Source organism: Pseudomonas gorinensis, assembly GCF_042015035.1.
Taxonomy (GTDB): domain Bacteria; phylum Pseudomonadota; class Gammaproteobacteria; order Pseudomonadales; family Pseudomonadaceae; genus Aquipseudomonas; species Aquipseudomonas gorinensis.
This window is the reverse complement of sequence record NZ_CP167125.1, coordinates 4,525,353-4,546,725: the sequence shown is the minus strand read 5'-3', so window position 1 is coordinate 4,546,725 and position 21,373 is coordinate 4,525,353. Positions and strand designations below refer to the sequence as shown.

General features: G+C 64.9%; 2 protein-coding genes. Both read left to right on the top strand.

The annotated features are described in order from the left end of the window. A complete protein-coding gene (locus tag AB7933_RS32525; protein WP_024076054.1) occupies positions 1-7,782 on the top strand; it encodes a non-ribosomal peptide synthetase in 7,782 nt (2,593 codons plus the stop codon). A gap of 10 nt (positions 7,783-7,792) precedes the next feature. Beyond that, positions 7,793-21,349, top strand: a complete 13,557-nt coding sequence (locus AB7933_RS32520) for a non-ribosomal peptide synthase/polyketide synthase (protein WP_024076053.1) — start codon at positions 7,793-7,795, stop codon at positions 21,347-21,349. Positions 21,350-21,373 lie beyond the last annotated feature (24 nt).

Below are 21,373 nucleotides of genomic sequence, written 5' to 3'. Positions count from 1 at the left end.
ATGCTTTCCAACCCGAATATCGACCTGGTCTCGCGCTTTCTTCGCTTGCCGCTGGAACAGCGCCAGCAGTTCTATCAACGTCTGCAAAGCCGTGGCATGAGTTTCGCTCAATTGCCGATTGCCGCAATCCGCGAGGACGGCCAACACTTGCCGCTGTCCTACGCCCAAGAGCGCCAGTGGTTCCTCTGGCAGCTCGACCCGGACAGCGCCGCGTATCACGTCCCCGGAGCCCTGCGCCTGAGCGGGCGGCTGGACAAGGCTGCCCTGCAACGCAGCTTCGATGCCCTGGTGGCGCGGCATGAAAGCCTGCGCACCCGTTTGCACCTGGGCGATGAACAGCGTTCCCAGGAAGTGCTGGCCCATACCGTGGTCCGGATCGCTGAAAGCCCGGTCGACGAGGCCCGGCTCAAGGCGCGCGTGGAAGCCGAAATCGCGCGGCCGTTCGATTTGCAGCAAGGTCCGCTGCTGCGGGTCAGCCTGCTCACCCTGAGTGAAGACGAGCACGTGCTGGTGCTGGTGCAGCACCATATTGTCTCGGACGGTTGGTCCATGGGCGTGATGGTGCAGGAACTGATGCAACGCTACGCGGCCTACAGCCAGGGCCAGGACTGCACCCTGGCGCCGTTGCCGATCCAGTACGCTGACTACGCCCTATGGCAACGCCGCTGGATGGAAGCGGGCGAGAAGGCGCGGCAGTTGGCCTATTGGCGTGAGCTGCTCGGTGGCACGCAACCGGTGCTGGAGCTGCCCCTCGATCACCCGCGTCCGGCGCAACAGAGCTTCCTGGGCGCGCGCCAGGACATCGCCCTGGAACCCGCGCTGGTGGCCGGGGTGAAAGCCTTGGCCCAGGGTGAAGGCGTGACGCTGTTCATGCTGCTGCTGGCGTCGTTCCAGGCGTTTCTGTATCGCTACAGCGGCCAGCAGGACATCCGGGTCGGCGTGCCGATTGCCAACCGCAACCGCGTCGAGACCGAATCGCTGATCGGCTTTTTCGTCAACACCCAGGTGCTCAAGGCCGATCTCGACGGCCAAATGAGCTTTGCTCAATTGCTCCAGCACACCAAGCGCCGCGCCTTGGAAGCCCAGGCCCACCAGGACCTGCCCTTCGAGCAGTTGGTCGAGGCGTTGCAACCGGAACGCAGCCTGAGCCACAACCCGTTGTTCCAGGTGATGTTCAACCATCAGGCCAACACCCAGGCGAGCGCCCGGCAACTGCCGGGCCTGCGCGTGGCCAACCTGGAATGGGAGACCCGCAGCGCCCAGTTCGACCTGAGCCTGGACACCCAGGAAAGCGCCGACGGCGTGCGGGCCTCGTTGACCTACGCCACCGACCTGTTCGGCGCCGCCACGGCGTCGCGCATGCTGCGCCACTGGCTGGGCCTGTTGCGCGTGGCCGTGGCCAACCCGGCGTTGCCGTTGCAGGACCTGGCGGTGCTGGACGCGGCTGAGCGCGAGCAAATCGTTTACCAATGGAACGCCACCGCGCGGGACTACCCAGTGCAGCGTTGCGTGCATGAGCTGATTGAAGCGCAGGTCGCGCGTGCACCGCAGGCGCCAGCGTTGCGTTTCGGCGATGTGTCGCTGAGCTATGCCGAGCTGAACCGCCGCGCCAATCGCCTGGCCCATCGTTTGATCGAGGCAGGCGTCGGGCCGGATGTGCTGGTGGGGCTGGCGCTGGAGCGCTCCGTCGAAATGGTGGTTGGCCTGCTGGCGGTGCTCAAGGCCGGCGGTGCATACGTGCCGCTGGACCCGGAATACCCGCGCGACCGCCTGGCCTACATGCTCGAAGACAGCGGCGTGAAGCTGCTGCTGACTCAAGCGCAGGTGCTGGCGCAACTGCCGATCCCCCAAGGTTTGGAAACCCTGGTGCTGGGTGAATCAACACTCGAAGGCTACAGCGAAGAGAACCCTGGCATCGCCTTGGACGGCGAAAACCTGGCCTACGTGATCTACACCTCCGGCTCCACCGGCCAACCCAAGGGGGCGGGCAACCGGCATGCGGCGTTGCTTAACCGCCTGCACTGGATGCAGGAAGCCTACACCCTGGATGCCAGCGACAGCGTGCTGCAAAAGACCCCGTTCAGCTTCGACGTGTCGGTGTGGGAATTCTTCTGGCCGCTGATGACCGGTTCGCGCCTGGTTGTGGCAGCACCGGGGGATCACCGCGATCCAGCCAAGCTGATCAGCCTGATTCAGACCGAACAGATCACCACGCTGCACTTCGTGCCGTCGATGTTGCAGGCGTTTCTCCAGGACCCGGAAGTCGCCGATTGCCACAGCCTGCAACGCATCATCTGCAGCGGCGAAGCCTTACCGGTGGATGCGCAGCAACAAGTCTTCGCCAAACTTCCGCACGCCGCGCTCTACAACCTCTATGGCCCGACCGAAGCCGCCATCGACGTGACCCACTGGACCTGCATTGAAGAGGGCCGCGACGCCGTACCGATTGGCCGTCCGATTGCCAACCTCGGCTGCTACATCCTCGACAACAACTTCGAGCCCGCTCCGGTCGGCGTACTGGGCGAGTTGTACCTGGGGGGTATCGGCCTGGCGCGCGGTTATCACCGTCGTCCGGTGCTGACCGCCGAGCGTTTCATCGCCAACCCGTTCGTAAAAGGCGAACGCCTGTACCGCACCGGCGACCTGGCGCGTTATCGCGACGATGGCGTAATCGAATACGCCGGGCGCATTGACCATCAGGTGAAATTGCGTGGCCTGCGTATCGAACTGGGTGAAATCGAAGCGCGCCTGCTGGAGCACGACTGGGTGCGTGAGGCCGCGGTGCTAGCGGTCGACGGCAAATACCTGGTTGGCTACCTGATGCTACAAGGCGCCGAGGAGGATTGGCGTGACGTCTTGAGCGCCCACCTGGCCAGCCATTTGCCGGACTACATGGTCCCGGCCCAATGGCTGAGACTGGAGCAGATGCCGCTCAGCCCTAATGGCAAGCTGGACCGCAAGGCCCTGCCAAAACCCGAAGCCGCGCAACCGTACGAAGCCCCGCAAAGTGCGCTGGAACAACGGATCGCCGCGATCTGGGCGCAAGTACTCGGGGTCGAGCACGTCGGCTTGAACGACAATTTCTTCGAACGCGGCGGCGACTCGATCATCTCGATCCAGGTGGTCAGCCGCGCCCGTGCCGAAGGTATCCACTTCAGCGCCAAGGCCCTGTTCCAGCATCAGACCGTGCGCAGCCTGGCGCGCGTGGCGCAGTTGCAGACCGCCCACGTGATCGACCAGGGCCCGGTGCAGGGCGTGACGCCGTTGCTGCCGTTCCAGCAACTGTTTTTCGAACGAAAACTGCCGCACGCGCATCACTGGAACCAATCGCTGCTGCTGACCCCGCGCCAGCCGCTAGAGGCCGAGCGGTTGACGGCAGCCCTGCAAGCCATCACCCGGCATCACGATGTGCTGCGCCTGAGTTTCAGCCAGCAGGCCGATGGCTGGGTCGCGCGCCATGACGCACCGAGCGCGAGCCTGCTGTGGCACGAGCGCGTACAAGATGCCAGCGAACTCCTGGCCCTCTGCGAACGGGCCCAACGTAGCCTGGACCTGCAACATGGCCCGTTGCTGCGCGCGGTACTCGCCGAGTTGGCCGATGGCTCCCAGCGCCTGTTGCTGGTGATGCACCACTTGGTGGTGGACGGCGTGTCCTGGCGGGTATTCCTTGAAGACCTGCAAAGCCTGTATCGCCAACATACGCTGCCGGCCAAGACGTCATCGTTCAAGGCCTGGGCCGAGCGCTTGCAGGCCCACGCGCGCGGCCCCTCGATGCAGGCGGAAAAAGACTTCTGGCTACAGCAGTTGCAGGGCGTGGCCACCGACTTGCCGTGCCGCGATCCGCACGGCGCGTGCCCCGGCCGGTTGGCGCAGACCGTGGTCAGCCAACTGGATGCCGAACACACCCGGCAACTGCTGCAACAGGCACCCACGGCCTATCGCACGCAGATCAACGATCTGCTGCTGACCGCCCTGGCACGGGTGATCTGCCAGTGGAGCGGGCACGCTTCAAGCCTGATCCAGCTTGAAGGCCATGGCCGCGAAGACTTGTTTGACGACATCGACCTGACCCGCACCCTGGGTTGGTTCACCAGCCTGTTCCCGGTCCGCCTGACCCCGGCCGCGACCCTGGCCGGCTCGATCAAGCAGATCAAGGCGCAACTGCGTGCTATCCCCAACAAGGGCCTGGGCTTTGGCGCGCTGCGCTACTTGGGCGATGCGCCGACACGCCAGGCCTTCAGCCAATTGCCGCAGCCGCGTATCACCTTCAACTACCTGGGCCAGTTCGACGGCAGTTTTGATCAGCCGGACGGCCTGTTTGCCCCCGCGTCGGAACCTGCCGGCGCCGAGCAGAGCCCCGATACCCCGTTAAGCAACTGGTTGACCCTCAATGGCCAGGTGTATGGCGGTGAGTTGCAGATCGGCTGGACCTTCAGCCCATTGATGTTCGAGGCCCGTGAGATCGAAGCGCTGAGCGAGGCGTTTACCCGCGAATTGACGGCCCTGATAGAGCACTGCTGCACCCCGGGCAACAGCGGCTTCACGGCCTGCGACTTCCCATTGTCGCGCCTGGACCAGGCACAACTGGAGTCGCTGCCGCTGGCCGCCGAGGGCGTGGAGGATATCTACACCTTGTCGCCAATGCAGCAGGGCATGTTGTTCCACACCCTGTATGAACAGGCCGCGGGTGACTACATCAACCAGGTCCGCGTCACGGCCGAGGGCCTGGACGTGGCACGCTTCCAGCAAGCCTGGCAGGCCACGGTGCAGGCCCATGAGGTGTTGCGCACGGGGTTCTTCTGGGAAGGCCAGTTGGAGTGGCCGTGCCAGGTGGTGTACCGCGATGCGCCAGTGCGGATCGAAGTGCTGGACTGGCGCGCCATGCCCGAACGTGAACTGGAACTGCACAACCTGCAGCGTGCCCAGCGCCGCCAGGGCTTCGACCTGGCCAAGGCGCCACTGCTGCGTTTGCTGCTGGTGCGCACCGATGAGCAGCGCCATGAGCTGATCTACACCTATCACCACATCCTGATGGATGGCTGGAGCAACTCGCGTCTGTTTGGCGAAGTGCTGCAACGCTATGCCGGCGTGGCCGTCCCCGAGGCTGGCGGACGCTATCGCGACTACATTGGCTGGCTGCAACAGCGGGATGCCGGCGCCACTGAAGCCTTCTGGCGCGCGCAGTTGAGCGCGCTGCAAACGCCGACCCGCCTGGGCAGCCACCAGCCCGACGCTATCGACGGCTATGGCGACCATCAGTACAGCCTGGCGCAATCACTGACCGCGCGGCTGGAAGCCTTTGCACGGTGTAATAAGGTCACCCTCAATACGCTGGTGCAGGCGGCCTGGTTGATTCTGCTGCAACGCCATAGCGGCCAGGCGGTGGTGTCTTTCGGCGCCACCGTGGCCGGGCGTCCGGCGGAGCTTTCCGGTGTAGAGCAACAGCTTGGCCTGTTCATCAACACCCTGCCGGTGATCTGCGCCGTGGACGGGCAACACACGGTGGCCGACTGGTTGCAGGCGGTCCAGGCGCAGAACCTGGCGCTGCGCGAGCATGAACACACCGGCCTGTATGACATTCAACGGTGGGCCGGGCAGGGCGGGGCGGCACTGTTCGACAACATCCTGGTGTTCGAAAACTACCCGGTGTCCAAAGCCCTGGAACAGAGCGGCGGCAGCGGTATTCGCTTCGGCGTGCCCAAGGCCCATGAACAAACGAGTTACCCGCTGACCGTGCTGGTGGACCTCGGCGAGACCCTGTCGCTGCACTTCAGTTTTGCCCATGGCTATTTCAAGGCTTCGACCGTGCACGGTTATGGCCGGCACCTGGTCAACCTGTTGCAAGCCATGGTCGATGACGGCCAACAGCGCCTGGGCGATTTGCCGATGCTGGATATCACCGAGCGTCGGCAGGTGCTGCAGGACTGGAATGCCACCGCGCGGGACTACCCGTTGCAGCGTTGCGTGCATGAGTTGATTGAAGCGCAGGTCGCGCGCGTACCGCAGGCGCCGGCGTTGCGCTTCGGCGATCTGTCGTTGAGCTATGCCGAGCTGAACCGCCGCGCCAATCGCCTGGCCCATCGTTTGCTCGAGGCAGGCGTCGGGCCGGATGTGCTGGTGGGCCTGGCGCTGGAGCGTTCCGTCGAAATGGTGGTCGGCTTGCTGGCGGTGCTCAAGGCCGGCGGTGCGTACGTGCCGCTGGACCCGGAATACCCGCGCGACCGCCTGGCCTACATGCTCGAAGACAGCGGCGTGAAGCTGCTGCTGACTCAAGCGCAGGTGCTGGCGCAACTGCCGATCCCCCAAGGTTTGGAAACCCTGGTGCTGGGTGAATCAACACTCGAAGGCTACAGCGAAGAGAACCCTGGCATCGCCTTGGACGGCGAAAACCTGGCCTACGTGATCTACACCTCCGGCTCCACCGGCCAACCCAAGGGGGCGGGCAACCGGCATGCGGCGTTGCTTAACCGCCTGCACTGGATGCAGGAAGCCTACACCCTGGATGCCAGCGACAGCGTGCTGCAAAAGACCCCGTTCAGCTTCGACGTGTCGGTGTGGGAATTCTTCTGGCCGCTGATGACCGGTTCGCGCCTGGTTGTGGCAGCACCGGGGGATCACCGCGATCCAGCCAAGCTGATCAGCCTGATTCAGACCGAACAGATCACCACGCTGCACTTCGTGCCGTCGATGTTGCAGGCGTTTCTCCAGGACCCGGAAGTCGCCGATTGCCACAGCCTGCAACGCATCATCTGCAGCGGCGAAGCCTTGCCGGTGGACGCACAGCAACAAGTCTTCGCCAAACTTCCGCACGCCGCGCTCTACAACCTCTATGGCCCGACCGAAGCGGCCATCGACGTGACCCACTGGACCTGCCTCGACGAAGGTCGCGACGCCGTACCGATTGGCCGTCCGATTGCCAACCTCGGCTGCTACATCCTCGACAACAACTTCGAGCCCGCCCCGGTCGGCGTGTTGGGCGAGTTGTACCTGGGGGGTATCGGCCTGGCGCGGGGGTATCACCGTCGTCCGGCGCTGACCGCCGAGCGTTTCATCGCCAACCCGTTCGTAAAAGGCGAACGCCTGTACCGCACCGGCGACCTGGCGCGTTATCGCGACGATGGCGTAATCGAATACGCCGGGCGCATTGACCATCAGGTGAAATTGCGTGGCCTGCGTATCGAACTGGGTGAAATCGAAGCGCGCCTGTTGGAGCACGACTGGGTGCGTGAGGTCGCGGTGCTAGCGGTCGACGGCAAATACCTGGTTGGCTACCTGGTGCTGCAAGGCGCCGAGGAGGATTGGCGTGAGGTCTTGAGCGCCCATCTGGCCAGCCATCTGCCGGACTACATGGTCCCGGCCCAATGGATGCTGCTGGAGCACATGCCCTTGAGCCCCAACGGCAAGCTGGACCGCAAAGCGCTGCCCAAGGTGGATGCCAACTTGCAGGCACGGCCGTACGTCGCGCCGCAGAGTGAGCTGGAGCAGCAGATTGCCGCGATCTGGGCCGAGGTGCTGGAGGTGGAGCGTGTGGGCTTGCACGACAACTTCTTCGAACTGGGCGGCCATTCCCTGCTGGCCACGCAAGTGGTGGTTCGCCTGCGTGAGCAGTTGCACAGCGAATTCGACGTCAAATCGATTTTCACCACACCGACCCTGGCCGAATTCACTGCCGGCGTGGCGGCGCAACAGACAATTAATTCGCCGGTGCAGGACGCATTGGCTAAATCCTTGGAGGCCCTCAAACGTCTATCAGCAGAAGATTTGGATAAATTGATTTCCTGAGGGGCGTGGCGTGCAAGCATTAATCGAGTCGGTAGGGTCACTTTCTGCGCAACAAAAGAAAGCGTTGGCGGTCATGCTCAAGCAACAAGGCATCAACCTGTTTGAGATTGCCCCGGTTTTCAAGCGTCAGGACGGTGAGCCCCTTCGACTCTCTTATGCCCAGGAGCGGCAGTGGTTTTTGTGGCAACTGGAGCCGCAAAGCCCGGCCTACAACTTGCCGCGCGCCTTGCGGCTCAAGGGCCGGCTCGACCGTGTCGCCCTGCAACGCAGCTTCGATAGCCTGCTGGCCCGCCATGAAAGCCTGCGCACCCACCTGCATCAAGATGCCGAGCAGGTGCTGCAGGTGATCGACCCCGTGGTGCGCGTTGAAATCGCCCATGAAAACGGCGACCCCGAGCAGCTTGAAGCGCTGGTGCAAGCAGAAGTCGCCAAGCCGTTCGACCTGCAGCAAGGCCCGCTGCTACGGGTCAAGCTGCTGCAACTGGCGCCGGATGAGCATGTGCTGGTGCTGGTGCTGCACCACATCGTGTCAGACGGCTGGTCGATGCAAGTGATGGTCGATGAGCTGGTGCAGTGTTATGTGACTTACAGCCAGGGCCAGGAGGCGCGCTTGCCGGCGTTGGCGATTCAATACCCGGACTACGCCTTGTGGCAGCGCAGTTGGATGGAAGCCGGTGAGAAAGAGCGCCAATTGGAGTACTGGCGCGAGCAACTGGGGGGCGAGCAGCCGGTATTGGAGTTGCCGCTGGACCACCCGCGCCCGGCCGTACAAAGCTATCGCGGCGCGCGACTGGACATGGGCCTGGAGGCGACGCTGGTCACCGGCCTCAAAGCGTTGGCCCAGCGTGAGGGCGTGACGCTGTTCATGCTGTTGCTGGCGTCGTTCCAGACCCTGTTGTATCGCTACAGCGGGCAGTCGGATATCCGTGTCGGCGTGCCGATCGCCAACCGCAACCGCGCGGAGACCGAACGCCTGATCGGCTTCTTCGTCAACACCCAGGTGCTCAAGGCCGATATCGACGGGCAGATGACCTTCAGCCAGTTGCTCACCCAGGTCAAGCAGCGCGCGCTGCAAGCCCAGAGTCATCAGGACCTGCCGTTCGAGCAGTTGGTGGAAGCCCTGCAACCGGAGCGCAGCCTGAGCCACAACCCGCTGTTCCAGGTGATGTTCAACCACCAGACTGAAGGCCGCAGGGTACGCGGCGAGCAGCAGTTGCCCGGCCTGGCGGTGGAGGCGCTGGAGTGGGACAGCCAGAGCGCCCAGTTCGACTTGAGCCTGGACACCCAGGAATCGCCCGACGGTATTTGGGCCTCGCTGACCTACGCCACTGACCTGTTCGACGCCGCCACCGTGCAGCGCATGGCCGAGCATTGGCAGGGCTTGCTGCGTGCCGTCGTGGGGCGGGCGGGCGCGCGCATCGCGCAACTGACGATGTTGACCGAGGCCCAGCAACGCGGGCTGTTACAGGACTGGAATCACGCAGCGCCAGTGTTGCAACACAGTGCGGGTGTGCATGGGCTGTTCGCGGCGCAAGCGCTGCAACGCCCGGAGCACACGGCACTGTGCCTGGGCGGACAGTCGCTGAGCTATGCCGAATTGAACCGCCGAGCCAACCGCCTGGCCCATGCGCTGATCGCGCGGGGTGTTGGCCCGGAAGGGCTGGTTGGCGTGGCGGTGGCGCGCTCGTTCGAGATGGTGGTGAGCCTGCTGGCGGTGCTCAAGGCCGGCGGCGCCTATGTGCCGCTCGACCCGCAATACCCGCGTGAACGCCTGCTGCATATGCTTGAAGACAGCGGCGTGCGCCTGGTGCTGACCCAGGCGACTCTCGACCTGCCACTGCCCGAAGGCTTGGCGACGCTGGACCTGACGCATACGGATTTGACCCCGTACCCCGAGACGGATCCGCAGGTAGCCGTCGACCCGCAAAACCTCGCCTACGTGATCTACACCTCCGGCTCCACGGGCAAACCCAAGGGCGTGGCGATCAACCACGGGGCGTTGACCGAGTTTTCCAGCATCGCGGCGGGCTATTCGCGGTTGACCCAGGACGATCGCGTCCTGCAATTCGCCACCCTGAACTTCGACGGGTTCGTCGAGCAGCTCTATCCGGCGCTGACCCACGGCGCCACCGTGGTGCTGCGCGGTCCAGAGCTGTGGGACAGCGCGCGGTTGTACGAGGAAATCATCGCTCAAGGCGTCACCCTGGCCGACTTGCCCACCGCCTACTGGAACCTGTTTTTGCTCGACTGCCTGGCGGCGGGGCCGCGCACATATGGCGCGCTGCGCCAGATCCATATCGGCGGCGAAGCCATGCCGCTGGACGGCCCGGCGCAGTGGTTGAAGGCCGGCCTGGGCCATGTTCGATTGTTGAATACCTACGGCCCGACCGAGGCCACGGTGGTCTCGAGCGTGCTGGATTGCACGTCCAGCGAGACCATCGGCGCTACCGCCAGCCCGATTGGTCGCTCGTTGCCAGGCCGTGCCCTGTACGTGCTGGATCGCGACCTGAACCTGGCACCACTGGGCGCGGTGGGCGAGCTGTACATCGGCAGCCATTGCGGCCTGGCCCGCGCCTATCTGAACCGTGCGCTGTTGAGCGCCGAACGCTTTGTGCCGGACCCGTTCGGCGCAACCGGCGCGCGCCTGTACCGCACCGGCGATCTGGCGCGCTACCGTGCCGACGGGGTGATCGAGTACGTCGGGCGTGTCGACCATCAGGTAAAAATCCGTGGTTTCCGCATTGAGCTGGGGGAAATCGAGACGTTGCTGCTGGCCCAGCCCGGCGTGCGTGAAGCGCTGGTGTTGGCGGCCGACCATCAACTGATCGCCTACCTGGTCGCCGAGCAACAGGATGCCGAAGCGCTCAAGGCTACCTTGCGTGAGCAACTGCCGGACTACATGGTGCCGGCGCACCTGATCTTCCTCGACCGCATGCCGCTCAATCCGAACGGCAAGCTGGATCGCCAGGCGCTGCCGAAACCCGACGCCAGCCAGTCGCAACACGCCTGGGTCGCGCCGGTGACGGAGCTTGAGCAACAGGTCGCGGCCCTCTGGGCCGACATCCTGGGTGTCGAGCGGGTCGGGCTGGCGGATCACTTCTTTGAGCGAGGCGGCCACTCGTTGCTGGCGATGCAGGTGGTGTCGCGTCTGCGTCATGCCCTGGGGCGTGAAGTGCCGTTGAAACTGCTTTTCGAACAACCGCGTCTCGAACGCTTTGCCGCCGCCTTGCACGCCCTGGAAGCGAGCGTTGGCGAGCCGGTTCTCGCGTTGTTGCCGGCCAGCCGTGAGCAACCACTGCCGTTGTCCTATGCCCAGGAGCGCCAGTGGTTCCTCTGGCAACTGGACCCGCACAGCGCGGCTTACCACATCCCCAGCGCCCTGCGCCTCAAGGGCGCGTTGGACCGTTCGGCGCTGCAACGTAGTTTCGATGCCCTGGTCGCTCGCCATGAGAGCTTGCGCACCTGTATTCAGGTGCTGCCAGAGGGAGCGCGCCAAGTCATTCAAGCCCAGGCCCCGGTGTCGATTGCCCTGGGTGAGGTGAGCGAGGTCGAGCTGCACGCGCAGGTCGCCGCCGAGATTGCCCGGCCGTTCGATCTGCAAGCCGGGCCGCTGTTGCGTGTGACCCTGCTGCGCCTGGCCGAGGACGAGCATGTCTTGGTGTTGGTGCAGCACCATATCGTCTCCGATGGCTGGTCGATGCAGGTGATGGTCGACGAGCTGGTGCAGCTGTATGCCGCCTTCAGCCAGGGCGAGATGCCGCAATTGCCGGGCATGCCGATCCAGTACGCCGACTATGCGCTGTGGCAACGCGATTGGATGGAGGCCGGCGAAAAGGCGCGTCAGTTGGCTTACTGGCGAGACCTGCTGGGGGGTGAACAGCCGGTGCTGGAGCTGCCGTTCGATCATCAGCGCCCGGCGCAGCAGAGCCATCGCGGCGCTCGCCTGGACGTAGCGCTGCCAGCGGCCCTGGCCACCGATCTCAAGGCATTGGCCCAGGCTCACGGTGTAACGCTGTTCATGTTGCTGCTGGCCTCGTTCCAGACGTTGTTGCACCGCTACAGCGGCCAGCAGGACATCCGCGTCGGCGTGCCCATTGCCAACCGCAACCGCGTGGAAACCGAGCGCCTGATCGGCTTCTTCGTCAATACTCAGGTGCTCAAGGCCGAGATCGATGGGCAGACGACCGTTGCCCAGTTGCTGGCCCAGGTCAAACAGCGCGCTCTGGAGGCCCAGGCCCACCAGGACCTGCCGTTCGAGCAACTGGTGGAAGCCTTGCAGCCGGAGCGCAGCCTGAGCCTCAACCCGCTGTTCCAAGTGATGTTCAACCACCAGGCCGAAGGGCGCCCGGGCGATACGCCGTCGGCACTCGCGCACTTGCGCATCGAAGGCTTGACGTGGGAGCGCCGCACGGCCCACTTCGACCTCGACCTGGACGTGCAGGAAAACCGCGACGGGCTGTGGGCGTCGCTGGGTTATGCCACCGATCTGTTCGACGCCTCGACCATCGAGCGCATGGCGCGCCACTGGCAGAACCTGTTGCAGGCGATGGTCGATGATCAGTCGCAAACCCTTGGCCAATTGAACCTGCTGGATCGCGACGAGCAGCAGCACATCTTGCAACTGTGGAACCGCACCGATTCCGGCTTCCCGGCCACGCGCCTGGTGCACGAATTGGTCGCTGACCGCGCCGCTGAAACACCGGAGGCCGTGGCGGTGAAGTTCGACGCGCAGACCCTGACTTACGGCGAGCTGGACCGCCAGGCCAACCGCCTGGCCCGTGCGCTGATCGCCCGTGGTGTGGGCCCGGAAGTGCGCGTGGCGATTGCCATGCCGCGCAGCGCCGAGATCATGGTGGCGTTCCTCGCGGTGCTCAAGGCGGGTGGGGTGTATGTGCCGCTGGATATCGAATACCCGCGTGATCGCCTGCTGTACATGATGCAAGACAGCCGCGCCCGGTTGCTGCTGACGCATACGCGGGCGTTGCAGCAACTGCCGATCCCTGACGGCTTGGATACCCTGGCGATCGATCGCACCGAGGAATGGGCCGATTACAGCGACACGGCTCCAGACGTGAAGCTGCACGGCGATAACCTCGCCTACGTGATCTACACCTCCGGCTCCACCGGCCTGCCCAAGGGCGTGGCGGTGTCCCACGGCCCGCTGGTGGCGCACATCATTGCCACGGGCGAGCGCTATGAAACCTCGCCGGCCGATTGCGAACTGCACTTCATGTCGCTCGCCTTCGACGGTTCCCACGAAGGCTGGATGCACCCGCTGATCAACGGCGCGAGCGTGCTGATCCGCGATGACAGCCTGTGGTTGCCCGAATACACCTACGCGCAGATGCATCGCCACCAGGTGACGATGGCCGTGTTCCCGCCGGTGTACCTGCAACAGCTGGCCGAGCATGCCGAGCGCGACGGCAACCCACCGGCCGTGCGGGTGTACTGCTTCGGCGGGGATGCGGTGGCGCAAGCCAGCTACGACCTGGCCTGGCGTGCGCTGAAACCGACCTACCTGTTCAATGGCTACGGCCCGACCGAAACCGTGGTCACGCCGCTGCTGTGGAAGGCCCGCAAGGGTGACCCATGCGGTGCGGTCTATGCGCCCATCGGCACACTGCTCGGCAACCGCAGCGGCTATGTGCTGGACGCGCAACTCAACCTGCAACCCATCGGTGTGGCCGGTGAGTTGTACCTGGGCGGGGAGGGCGTGGCCCGGGGTTACTTGGAACGTCCGGCCCTGACCGCCGAACGCTTCGTGCCAGACCCCTTCGGCAAACCCGGCAGCCGCGTGTACCGCAGCGGCGACCTGACCCGTGGCCGTCCGGATGGCGTGGTGGATTACCTCGGCCGCGTCGACCATCAAGTGAAAATCCGCGGCTTCCGCATCGAACTGGGTGAAATCGAAGCGCGCCTGCGAGAGCAGGACAGCGTCGGCGAAACCGTGGTCGTGGCCCAGGACGGCCCGACCGGCAAGCAACTGGTGGCCTATGTGGTGCCTGCCGATCCTGCCCTGGTCAACGCGGTTGAATTCCGTGAAGCACTGCGGCGTGCCTTGAAAGCCCGTTTGCCCGACTACATGGTGCCGGCGCACTTCATGTTCCTCGCACAGATGCCGCTGACTCCCAACGGCAAGCTCGACCGCCGCGGCCTGCCGCTGCCCGACGTTGCCCAGGCCCAGAGGGTGTTCGTCGAGCCGGTCAGCCTTTTGCAGCAGCAGGTGGCTGCGATCTGGGCCGAGGTACTCGGCGCCGAACGGATCGGCCTGAGCGATCACTTTTTTGAACTGGGCGGGCATTCCTTGCTGGCCATGCAGGTGATCTCGCGCCTGCGCCAGTTGCTGGCGCGCGAAGTTGCCCTGCGCACGTTGTTCGAACAGCCGCAACTGGAAGGGTTTGTGCTGGCGTTGCAGGCGCAGGACGCCACGGTGCTGGCCCCGCCGATGCTCGCGCTCAGCCGTGAGCAACCCCTGGCGTTGTCCTATGCCCAGGAGCGGCAGTGGTTCCTCTGGCAACTGGAGCCTGAGAGTGCGGCCTACCACGTGCCCAACGCATTGCGCCTGAGCGGGCAACTGGATCGCGCGGCCTTGCAGCGCAGCTTTGACGCCTTGCTCGCACGCCATGAAACCTTGCGCACCGTGTTTGTCTCCGACGGTGAGTCCACGCGGCAGCACATCCTGCCCGTCGCCACACTGAGGCTGGATGAGGCGCGGCTGCTCGGTGCATCGCCGCAGCAGGTACAGGCGCGGGTGGAAGCGGAAATCGCCCGGCCTTTCGATTTGTACCAGGGCCCGCTGCTACGCGTGACACTGTTGCAACTGAGTGAACAGGAACATGTGCTGATATTGGTTCAGCACCATATCGTTTCCGACGGCTGGTCGATGCAAGTCATGGTCGATGAGCTGGTGCAACTGTACGCCGGGTTCAGCCAGGGGCGGCCGGCGCAATTACCCGCGCTGGTGCTGCAATACGCCGATTACGCCGGGTGGCAGCGCGAGTGGATGGACGCCGGCGAGAAGCAGCGCCAGATGGAGTACTGGCAGGGCCTGCTGGGCGGCGAGCAACCGGTACTGGAGTTGCCGCTGGACCACCCGCGCCCCGCGGTTCAGAGCTACCGTGGCGCCCAGCTGGAAGTCGGCCTGGATGCCGACGTGGTTGCCCGCCTCAAGGGCCTGGCGCAACGCGAAGGGGTCACGCTGTTCATGCTGTTGCTGGCGTCGTTCCAGGCCGTGTTGCATCGCTACAGCGGGCAGTCGGACATCCGTGTCGGGGTGCCGATCGCCAACCGCAACCGGGTGGAGACCGAACGCCTGATCGGCTTCTTCGTCAACACCCAGGTGCTCAAGGCCGATATCGACGGGCAGATGTCCTTTGCCCAGCTGTTGCAGCAGGTCAAGCATCGCGCCCTGCAAGCCCAGGCGCACCAGGACTTGCCGTTCGAGCAGTTGGTGGAAGCCCTGCAACCGGAGCGCAGCCTGAGCCACAACCCACTGTTCCAGGTGATGTTCAACCACCAGGCCGAGGCGCGTGTGCCGCGTGGCGAGCAGTTGCCCGGCCTGCGGGTGGAAGGGCTGGAGTGGGACAGCCACACCACGCATTTCGATCTGAGCCTGGATACCCAGGAGTCCGCCGAAGGCATATGGGCCTCGCTGACCTACGCCAGCGACCTGTTCGAGGCCGCCACCGTGGCACGCCTGGCGCGGCATTGGCAGAACCTGTTGGACGCTGTGGCGCGAGATGCCCGGCAACCCATCGGCGAGTTGAGGCTGCTCGATCGCCAGGAACACGCGCGCCTGCTGCGGGATTGGAATACCCCGGCCCCGGCGTGCTCGATTCAACAGGGGGTGCAGCACCTGTTCGAGCACCAGGCGCAACGGCGTCCGGAGCACACGGCACTGTGCCTGGGCGGACAGTCGCTGAGCTATGCCGAATTGAACCGCCGAGCCAACCGCCTGGCCCATGCGCTGATCGCGCGGGGTGTTGGCCCGGAAGGGCTGGTTGGCGTGGCGGTGGCGCGCTCGTTCGAGATGGTGGTGAGCCTGCTGGCGGTGCTCAAGGCCGGCGGCGCCTATGTGCCGCTCGACCCGCAATACCCGCGTGAACGCCTGCTGCATATGCTTGAAGACAGCGGCGTGCGCCTGGTGCTGACCCAGGCGACTCTCGACCTGCCGCTACCCGAAGGCTTGGCGACGCTGGACCTGACGCATACGGATTTGACTCAGTACCCCGAGACGGATCCGCGGGTAGCCGTCGACCCGCAAAACCTCGCCTACGTGATCTACACCTCCGGTTCCACCGGCAAACCCAAGGGCGTGGCGATCAACCATGGGGCGCTGACCGAGTTCTCCAGCATCGCGGCGGGCTATTCGCGGTTGACCCAGGACGATCGCGTCCTGCAATTCGCCACCCTGAACTTCGACGGGTTCGTCGAGCAGCTCTATCCGGCGCTGACCCACGGCGCCACCGTGGTGCTGCGCGGCCCGGAGCTGTGGGACAGCGCGCGGCTGTACGAGGAAATCATCGCTCAAGGCATCACCCTGGCCGACTTGCCCACCGCCTACTGGAACCTGTTTTTGCTCGACTGCCTGGCGGCGGGGCCGCGCTCGTATGGCGCGCTGCGCCAGATCCATATCGGCGGTGAAGCCATGCCGCTGGACGGCCCGGCACAGTGGTTGAAGGCCGGCCTGGGCCATGTTCGATTGTTGAATACCTACGGCCCGACCGAGGCCACGGTGGTCTCGAGCGTGCTGGATTGCACGTCCAGCGAGACCATCGGCGCCACCGCCAGCCCGATTGGCCGCTCGTTGCCAGGCCGTGCCCTGTATGTGCTGGATCGCGACCTGAACCTGGCGCCACTGGGCGCGGTGGGCGAGCTGTACATCGGCAGCCACTGCGGTTTGGCCCGCGCCTATCTGAACCGTGCGCTGTTGAGCGCCGAACGCTTTGTGCCGGACCCGTTCGGCGCAACCGGCGCGCGCCTGTACCGCACCGGCGACCTGGCGCGCTACCGTGCCGACGGGGTGATCGAGTACGTCGGGCGTGTCGACCACCAGGTAAAAATCCGTGGTTTCCGCATTGAGCTGGGGGAAATCGAGACGTTGCTGCTGGCCCAGCCCGGCGTGCGTGAAGCGCTGGTGTTGGCGGCCGACCATCAACTGATCGCCTACCTGGTCGCCGAGCAACAGGATGCCGAAGCGCTCAAGGCCACCTTGCGTGAACAACTGCCGGACTACATGGTGCCGGCGCACCTGATCTTCCTCGACCGCATGCCGCTCAATCCGAACGGCAAGCTGGATCGCCAGGCTCTGCCGAAACCCGACGCCAGCTCGTCGCAATACGCCTGGGTCGCGCCGGTGACTGAGCTTGAGCAACAGGTCGCGGCCCTCTGGGCTGACATCCTTGGGGTCGAGCGGGTCGGGCTGTCGGATCACTTCTTTGAGCGGGGCGGCCACTCGTTGCTGGCGATGCAAGTCATCTCCCGCCTGCGCAATGTGTTGGGCCGAGAGGTTGCGCTCAGAAGCCTGTTCGAATACCCACGGCTGCAGGGGTTTGTCGCAGCGCTGTCGACCGAAAGCGGCATGCCATTGGCGCCACCCCTGGTCGCGGTGGAGCGAGGGCAGCCCTTGCCGTTGTCCTATGCCCAGGAACGCCAGTGGTTCCTCTGGCAGTTGGACCCGCACAGCGCGGCCTACCATGTGCCGAGCGCGTTGCGCCTCAAAGGCCGCCTGGATCCCGTGGCGCTACAGCGCAGTTTTGACGCCCTGGTTGCGCGTCACGAAAGCCTGCGCACCCACCTGAAACCGGAGGACGGGCGTGTGGTGCAGGTGATTGGCGCGCCGGCCAGCGTTGAGATCGCCCAGGTCGATGTGGATGCGTCGGCCCTGCGCAGCCAGGTGGAGGCTTACATTGCGCAGCCTTTCGACCTGACCCAGGGCCCGCTGATGCGGGTGTGGCTGCTGCGGGTGGCTGCTGACGACCACGTGCTGGTGCTGGTACAGCATCACATCATCTCCGATGGGGGATCGATGCAGGTGATGGTCGACGAGCTGGTGCAGTTGTACGCCGCCTTCAGCCAGGGCGAGGTGCCGAAATTGCCGGCCCTGCCGATCCAGTACGCCGACTATGCAGTGTGGCAGCGCCAGTGGATGGAGGCCGGCGAGAAGGCGCGCCAGCTGGCTTACTGGCGAGACCTGCTGGGGGGTGAACAACCGGTGTTGGAATTGCCGCTGGATCACGCCCGCCCGAGCCAGCAAAGCCATCGCGGCGCGAGCCTGGACATCCACGTACCGGCGGCACGGGTCACCGCGTTGCGCGCGCTGGCCCAGCGTGAGGACATGACATTGTTCATGCTCCTGCTCGCCTCATTCCAGGCGTTGTTGCACCGCTACAGCGGCCAGCGGGACATCCGCGTCGGCGTGCCCATCGCCAACCGCAACCGCGTGGAAACCGAGCGCCTGATTGGCTTTTTCGTCAATACCCAGGTGCTCAAGGCCGATATCGACGGGCAGCAGACGGTTGCCCAGTTACTGGCCCAGGTCAAACAGCGCGCGCTGGAGGCCCAGGCCCACCAGGACCTGCCGTTCGAGCAGTTGGTGGAGGCGTTGCAGCCGGAACGCAACCTGAGCTTCAACCCGTTGTTCCAGGTGCTGTTCAATCATCAAACCCAAGCCAGTGGTCACGACCAGGCTGAGCCGCTGCCCGGCCTGCAGGTCAGTGGCCTGGCGTGGGACGGCCACACGGCCCAGTTCGACTTGAGCCTCAATACCCATGAGTCGGCCGAGGGGCTTGCCGCCTCGTTCACCTACGCCACGGACCTGTTCGAGCCGGCCACCCTGGCACGCATGGCCGGCCATTGGCTGAACCTGCTCGACGGCATGACCCAGGACACCCAGCAGCGTATCGGCCAGTTACCGTTGCTGGATGACCAGGAACAGCAAGCAGTGATCCACGACTGGAACGCTACCGCTCGCGATTACCCGTCGCAGCGTTGCGTGCATCAGTTGATTGAAGCACAGGTCGCGCGCACGCCGGATGCGCCGGCCCTGGTGTTTGGCCAGCAGCGTCTGAGCTACGCGCAACTGAACCGCCGCGCCAACCGCCTGGCCCATCGTTTGATCGCGGCTGGCGTCGGGCCGGACGTGCTGGTGGGCCTGGCGCTGGAGCGTTCCATCGAAATGGTGGTTGGCCTGCTGGCGGTGCTCAAGGCCGGTGGCGCCTATGTGCCGCTGGACCCCGAGTATCCACGTGAGCGCCTGGCGTACATGCTTGAAGACAGCGGGGTGAAGTTGCTGCTGACTCAAGCGCACCTGCTGCAACAGCTCCCCATACCCCAGGGCCTGGATCATCTGGTGCTGGGTGAGTCGTGGTTCGAAGGCTACAGCGATAGCAACCCAGGTATCGTCCTGGACGGCGAAAACCTGGCCTATGTGATCTACACCTCCGGCTCCACCGGCCAGCCCAAAGGCGCGGGCAACCGGCATTCGGCCCTGACCAACCGCCTGCAATGGATGCAGGAAGCCTATGGCCTCGGTGCCAGCGACACGGTGCTGCAAAAGACCCCGTTCAGCTTTGACGTGTCGGTGTGGGAGTTCTTCTGGCCGCTGATGAGCGGTGCGCGCCTGGTGGTTGCAGCGCCGGGGGATCATCGCGACCCGGCCCGGTTGATCAGTGTGATCACCGCCGAGCAGGTCACTACAGTGCACTTCGTGCCCTCGATGTTGCAGGCGTTCCTCCAGGATGCGGCGGTGACCCGTTGCCAAAGCCTGCAGCGCATTGTGTGCAGCGGCGAGGCGCTACCGGTCGACGCCCAGCAGCAAGTCTTTGCCAAACTGCCGCAAGCCGGCCTCTACAACCTGTATGGCCCAACCGAAGCCGCCATCGACGTGACCCACTGGACCTGCGTCGACGAGGGGCACGACACGGTGCCGATCGGCGAACCGATTGCCAACCTGCGCACCCATGTGCTGGATGCCGACCTGTCACCCGTGCCGGTCGGAGTTGCCGGTGAGCTGTACCTGGGCGGCGCAGGCTTGGCGCGTAGTTATCATCGGCGTCCGGGCTTGACCGCCGAGCGCTTCGTGCCTTGCCCGTTCCACCCTGGGGCGCGGCTGTACCGCAGCGGCGACCGGGTACGCCAGCGTGCCGACGGCGTCATCGAATACCTGGGCCGCCTCGATCACCAGGTCAAGCTGCGCGGCTTGCGCATCGAGCTGGGTGAAATCGAAGCGCGCCTGCTGGAACACCCGGCTGTGCGTGAAGCGAGCGTGCAGGTGGTTGATGGCAAGCAACTGGTGGCTTATGTGGTGCTGCAACCGAACGGTGACGATTGGCGCGAGCGCTTGAGCACCCACCTGGCCAGCCACCTGCCGGACTATATGGTCCCGGCGCAATGGGTAGTGCTGGAGCACATGCCGCTGAGCCCCAACGGCAAACTGGACCGCAAGGCGCTGCCCAAGCCCGAGGCCGCTGGCCGCGAGTACGTTGCGCCGCAGACTGAGGCCGAACAACAGATTGCCGCGGCATGGGCGCAGGTGCTGCAAGTCGAACGTGTCGGGTTGCATGACAACTTCTTCGAGCTGGGCGGTCATTCGCTGTTGGTGCTGATGCTCAAGGACCGCATTCATCAGGTGTGCGGTGTCGCGCTGGGCGTCAACCAGTTGATGCTGCACCCGACGGTCGCGGCTCAGGCGCGTTGCCTCGAGGGCGAGGGCGAGCGCTCGTTGATCGTCCGGCTCAATAGCCAGGCCCAGGGCACGCCGCTGTACCTGTTCCACCCAAGTTTTGGCTCGGTGCATTGCTACAAGGCCATTGCCCTGGCGTTGCGTGAGCAGCGTCCGGTGTTGGGCGTGATGTGCCGGGCACTGGTGGACGAAAGCGTTGAAGTGCCGACCTGGGCGCAGATGGTCGAGGACTACACCCAGCAATTGTTGAGCGCACAGCCCCACGGCGCTTACCGCCTGGCCGGCTGGTCCCTGGGCGGCAACCTGGCCATGGAGGTGGCTTACCGCCTGGAACAGGCGGGCCGCGTGGTGGAATCAGTGGGCTGGATCGATGCGCCGCCCCCGGCCCGCTTTACTGCGTTCTGGCAGCAGGGGGCGCAGTTGGATCAGCGGGTGACGTCTGCGGCCGAGCGGCGCGTGGAGTTGCTGGCGGTGATGTTCCCGGCGTACGCCGAGCAGATCCACGCGGTGTGGCAGGCGACGTGCGGCAGCCAGGATGAGCAATGGCAGCAGGTGTCCGATTGGGCTGAGCGGACCCTGGGCGATAGCTTCCGCGTGCTCAAGGATGAGTTGCTGTCGGGCGGCGAAACCGAGCGCTCCTGGGCGCTCAAGCAGGTGCTGGATGAGCGCCTGCAAGACACCGATTACCGCGCCATCCGGGCGCCGGTCAATTGCTGGTGGGCGGCCCTGAGTGAGGGCGGTATCCACCAGGCGTTGATCGAGTCCGGTATGCGCGAGGTGATTGGCCAGGCGGGTATCCGGCGTTCGGTGGTGATCGATACGACTCACCACCGGATCGTGGATAACGCTGAGTTCATCAGCAGCTTTGTGGCAGCGATGGAGTAAGCGGTTGCTGTAAAGGGCGCCCCT

Bases quoted from the DNA above. Each gene is read 5' to 3' on its own strand.
- AB7933_RS32525 (WP_024076054.1), top strand. From the start codon at position 1: ATGCTTTCCAACCCGAATATCGACCTGGTCTCGCGCTTTCTTCGCTTG.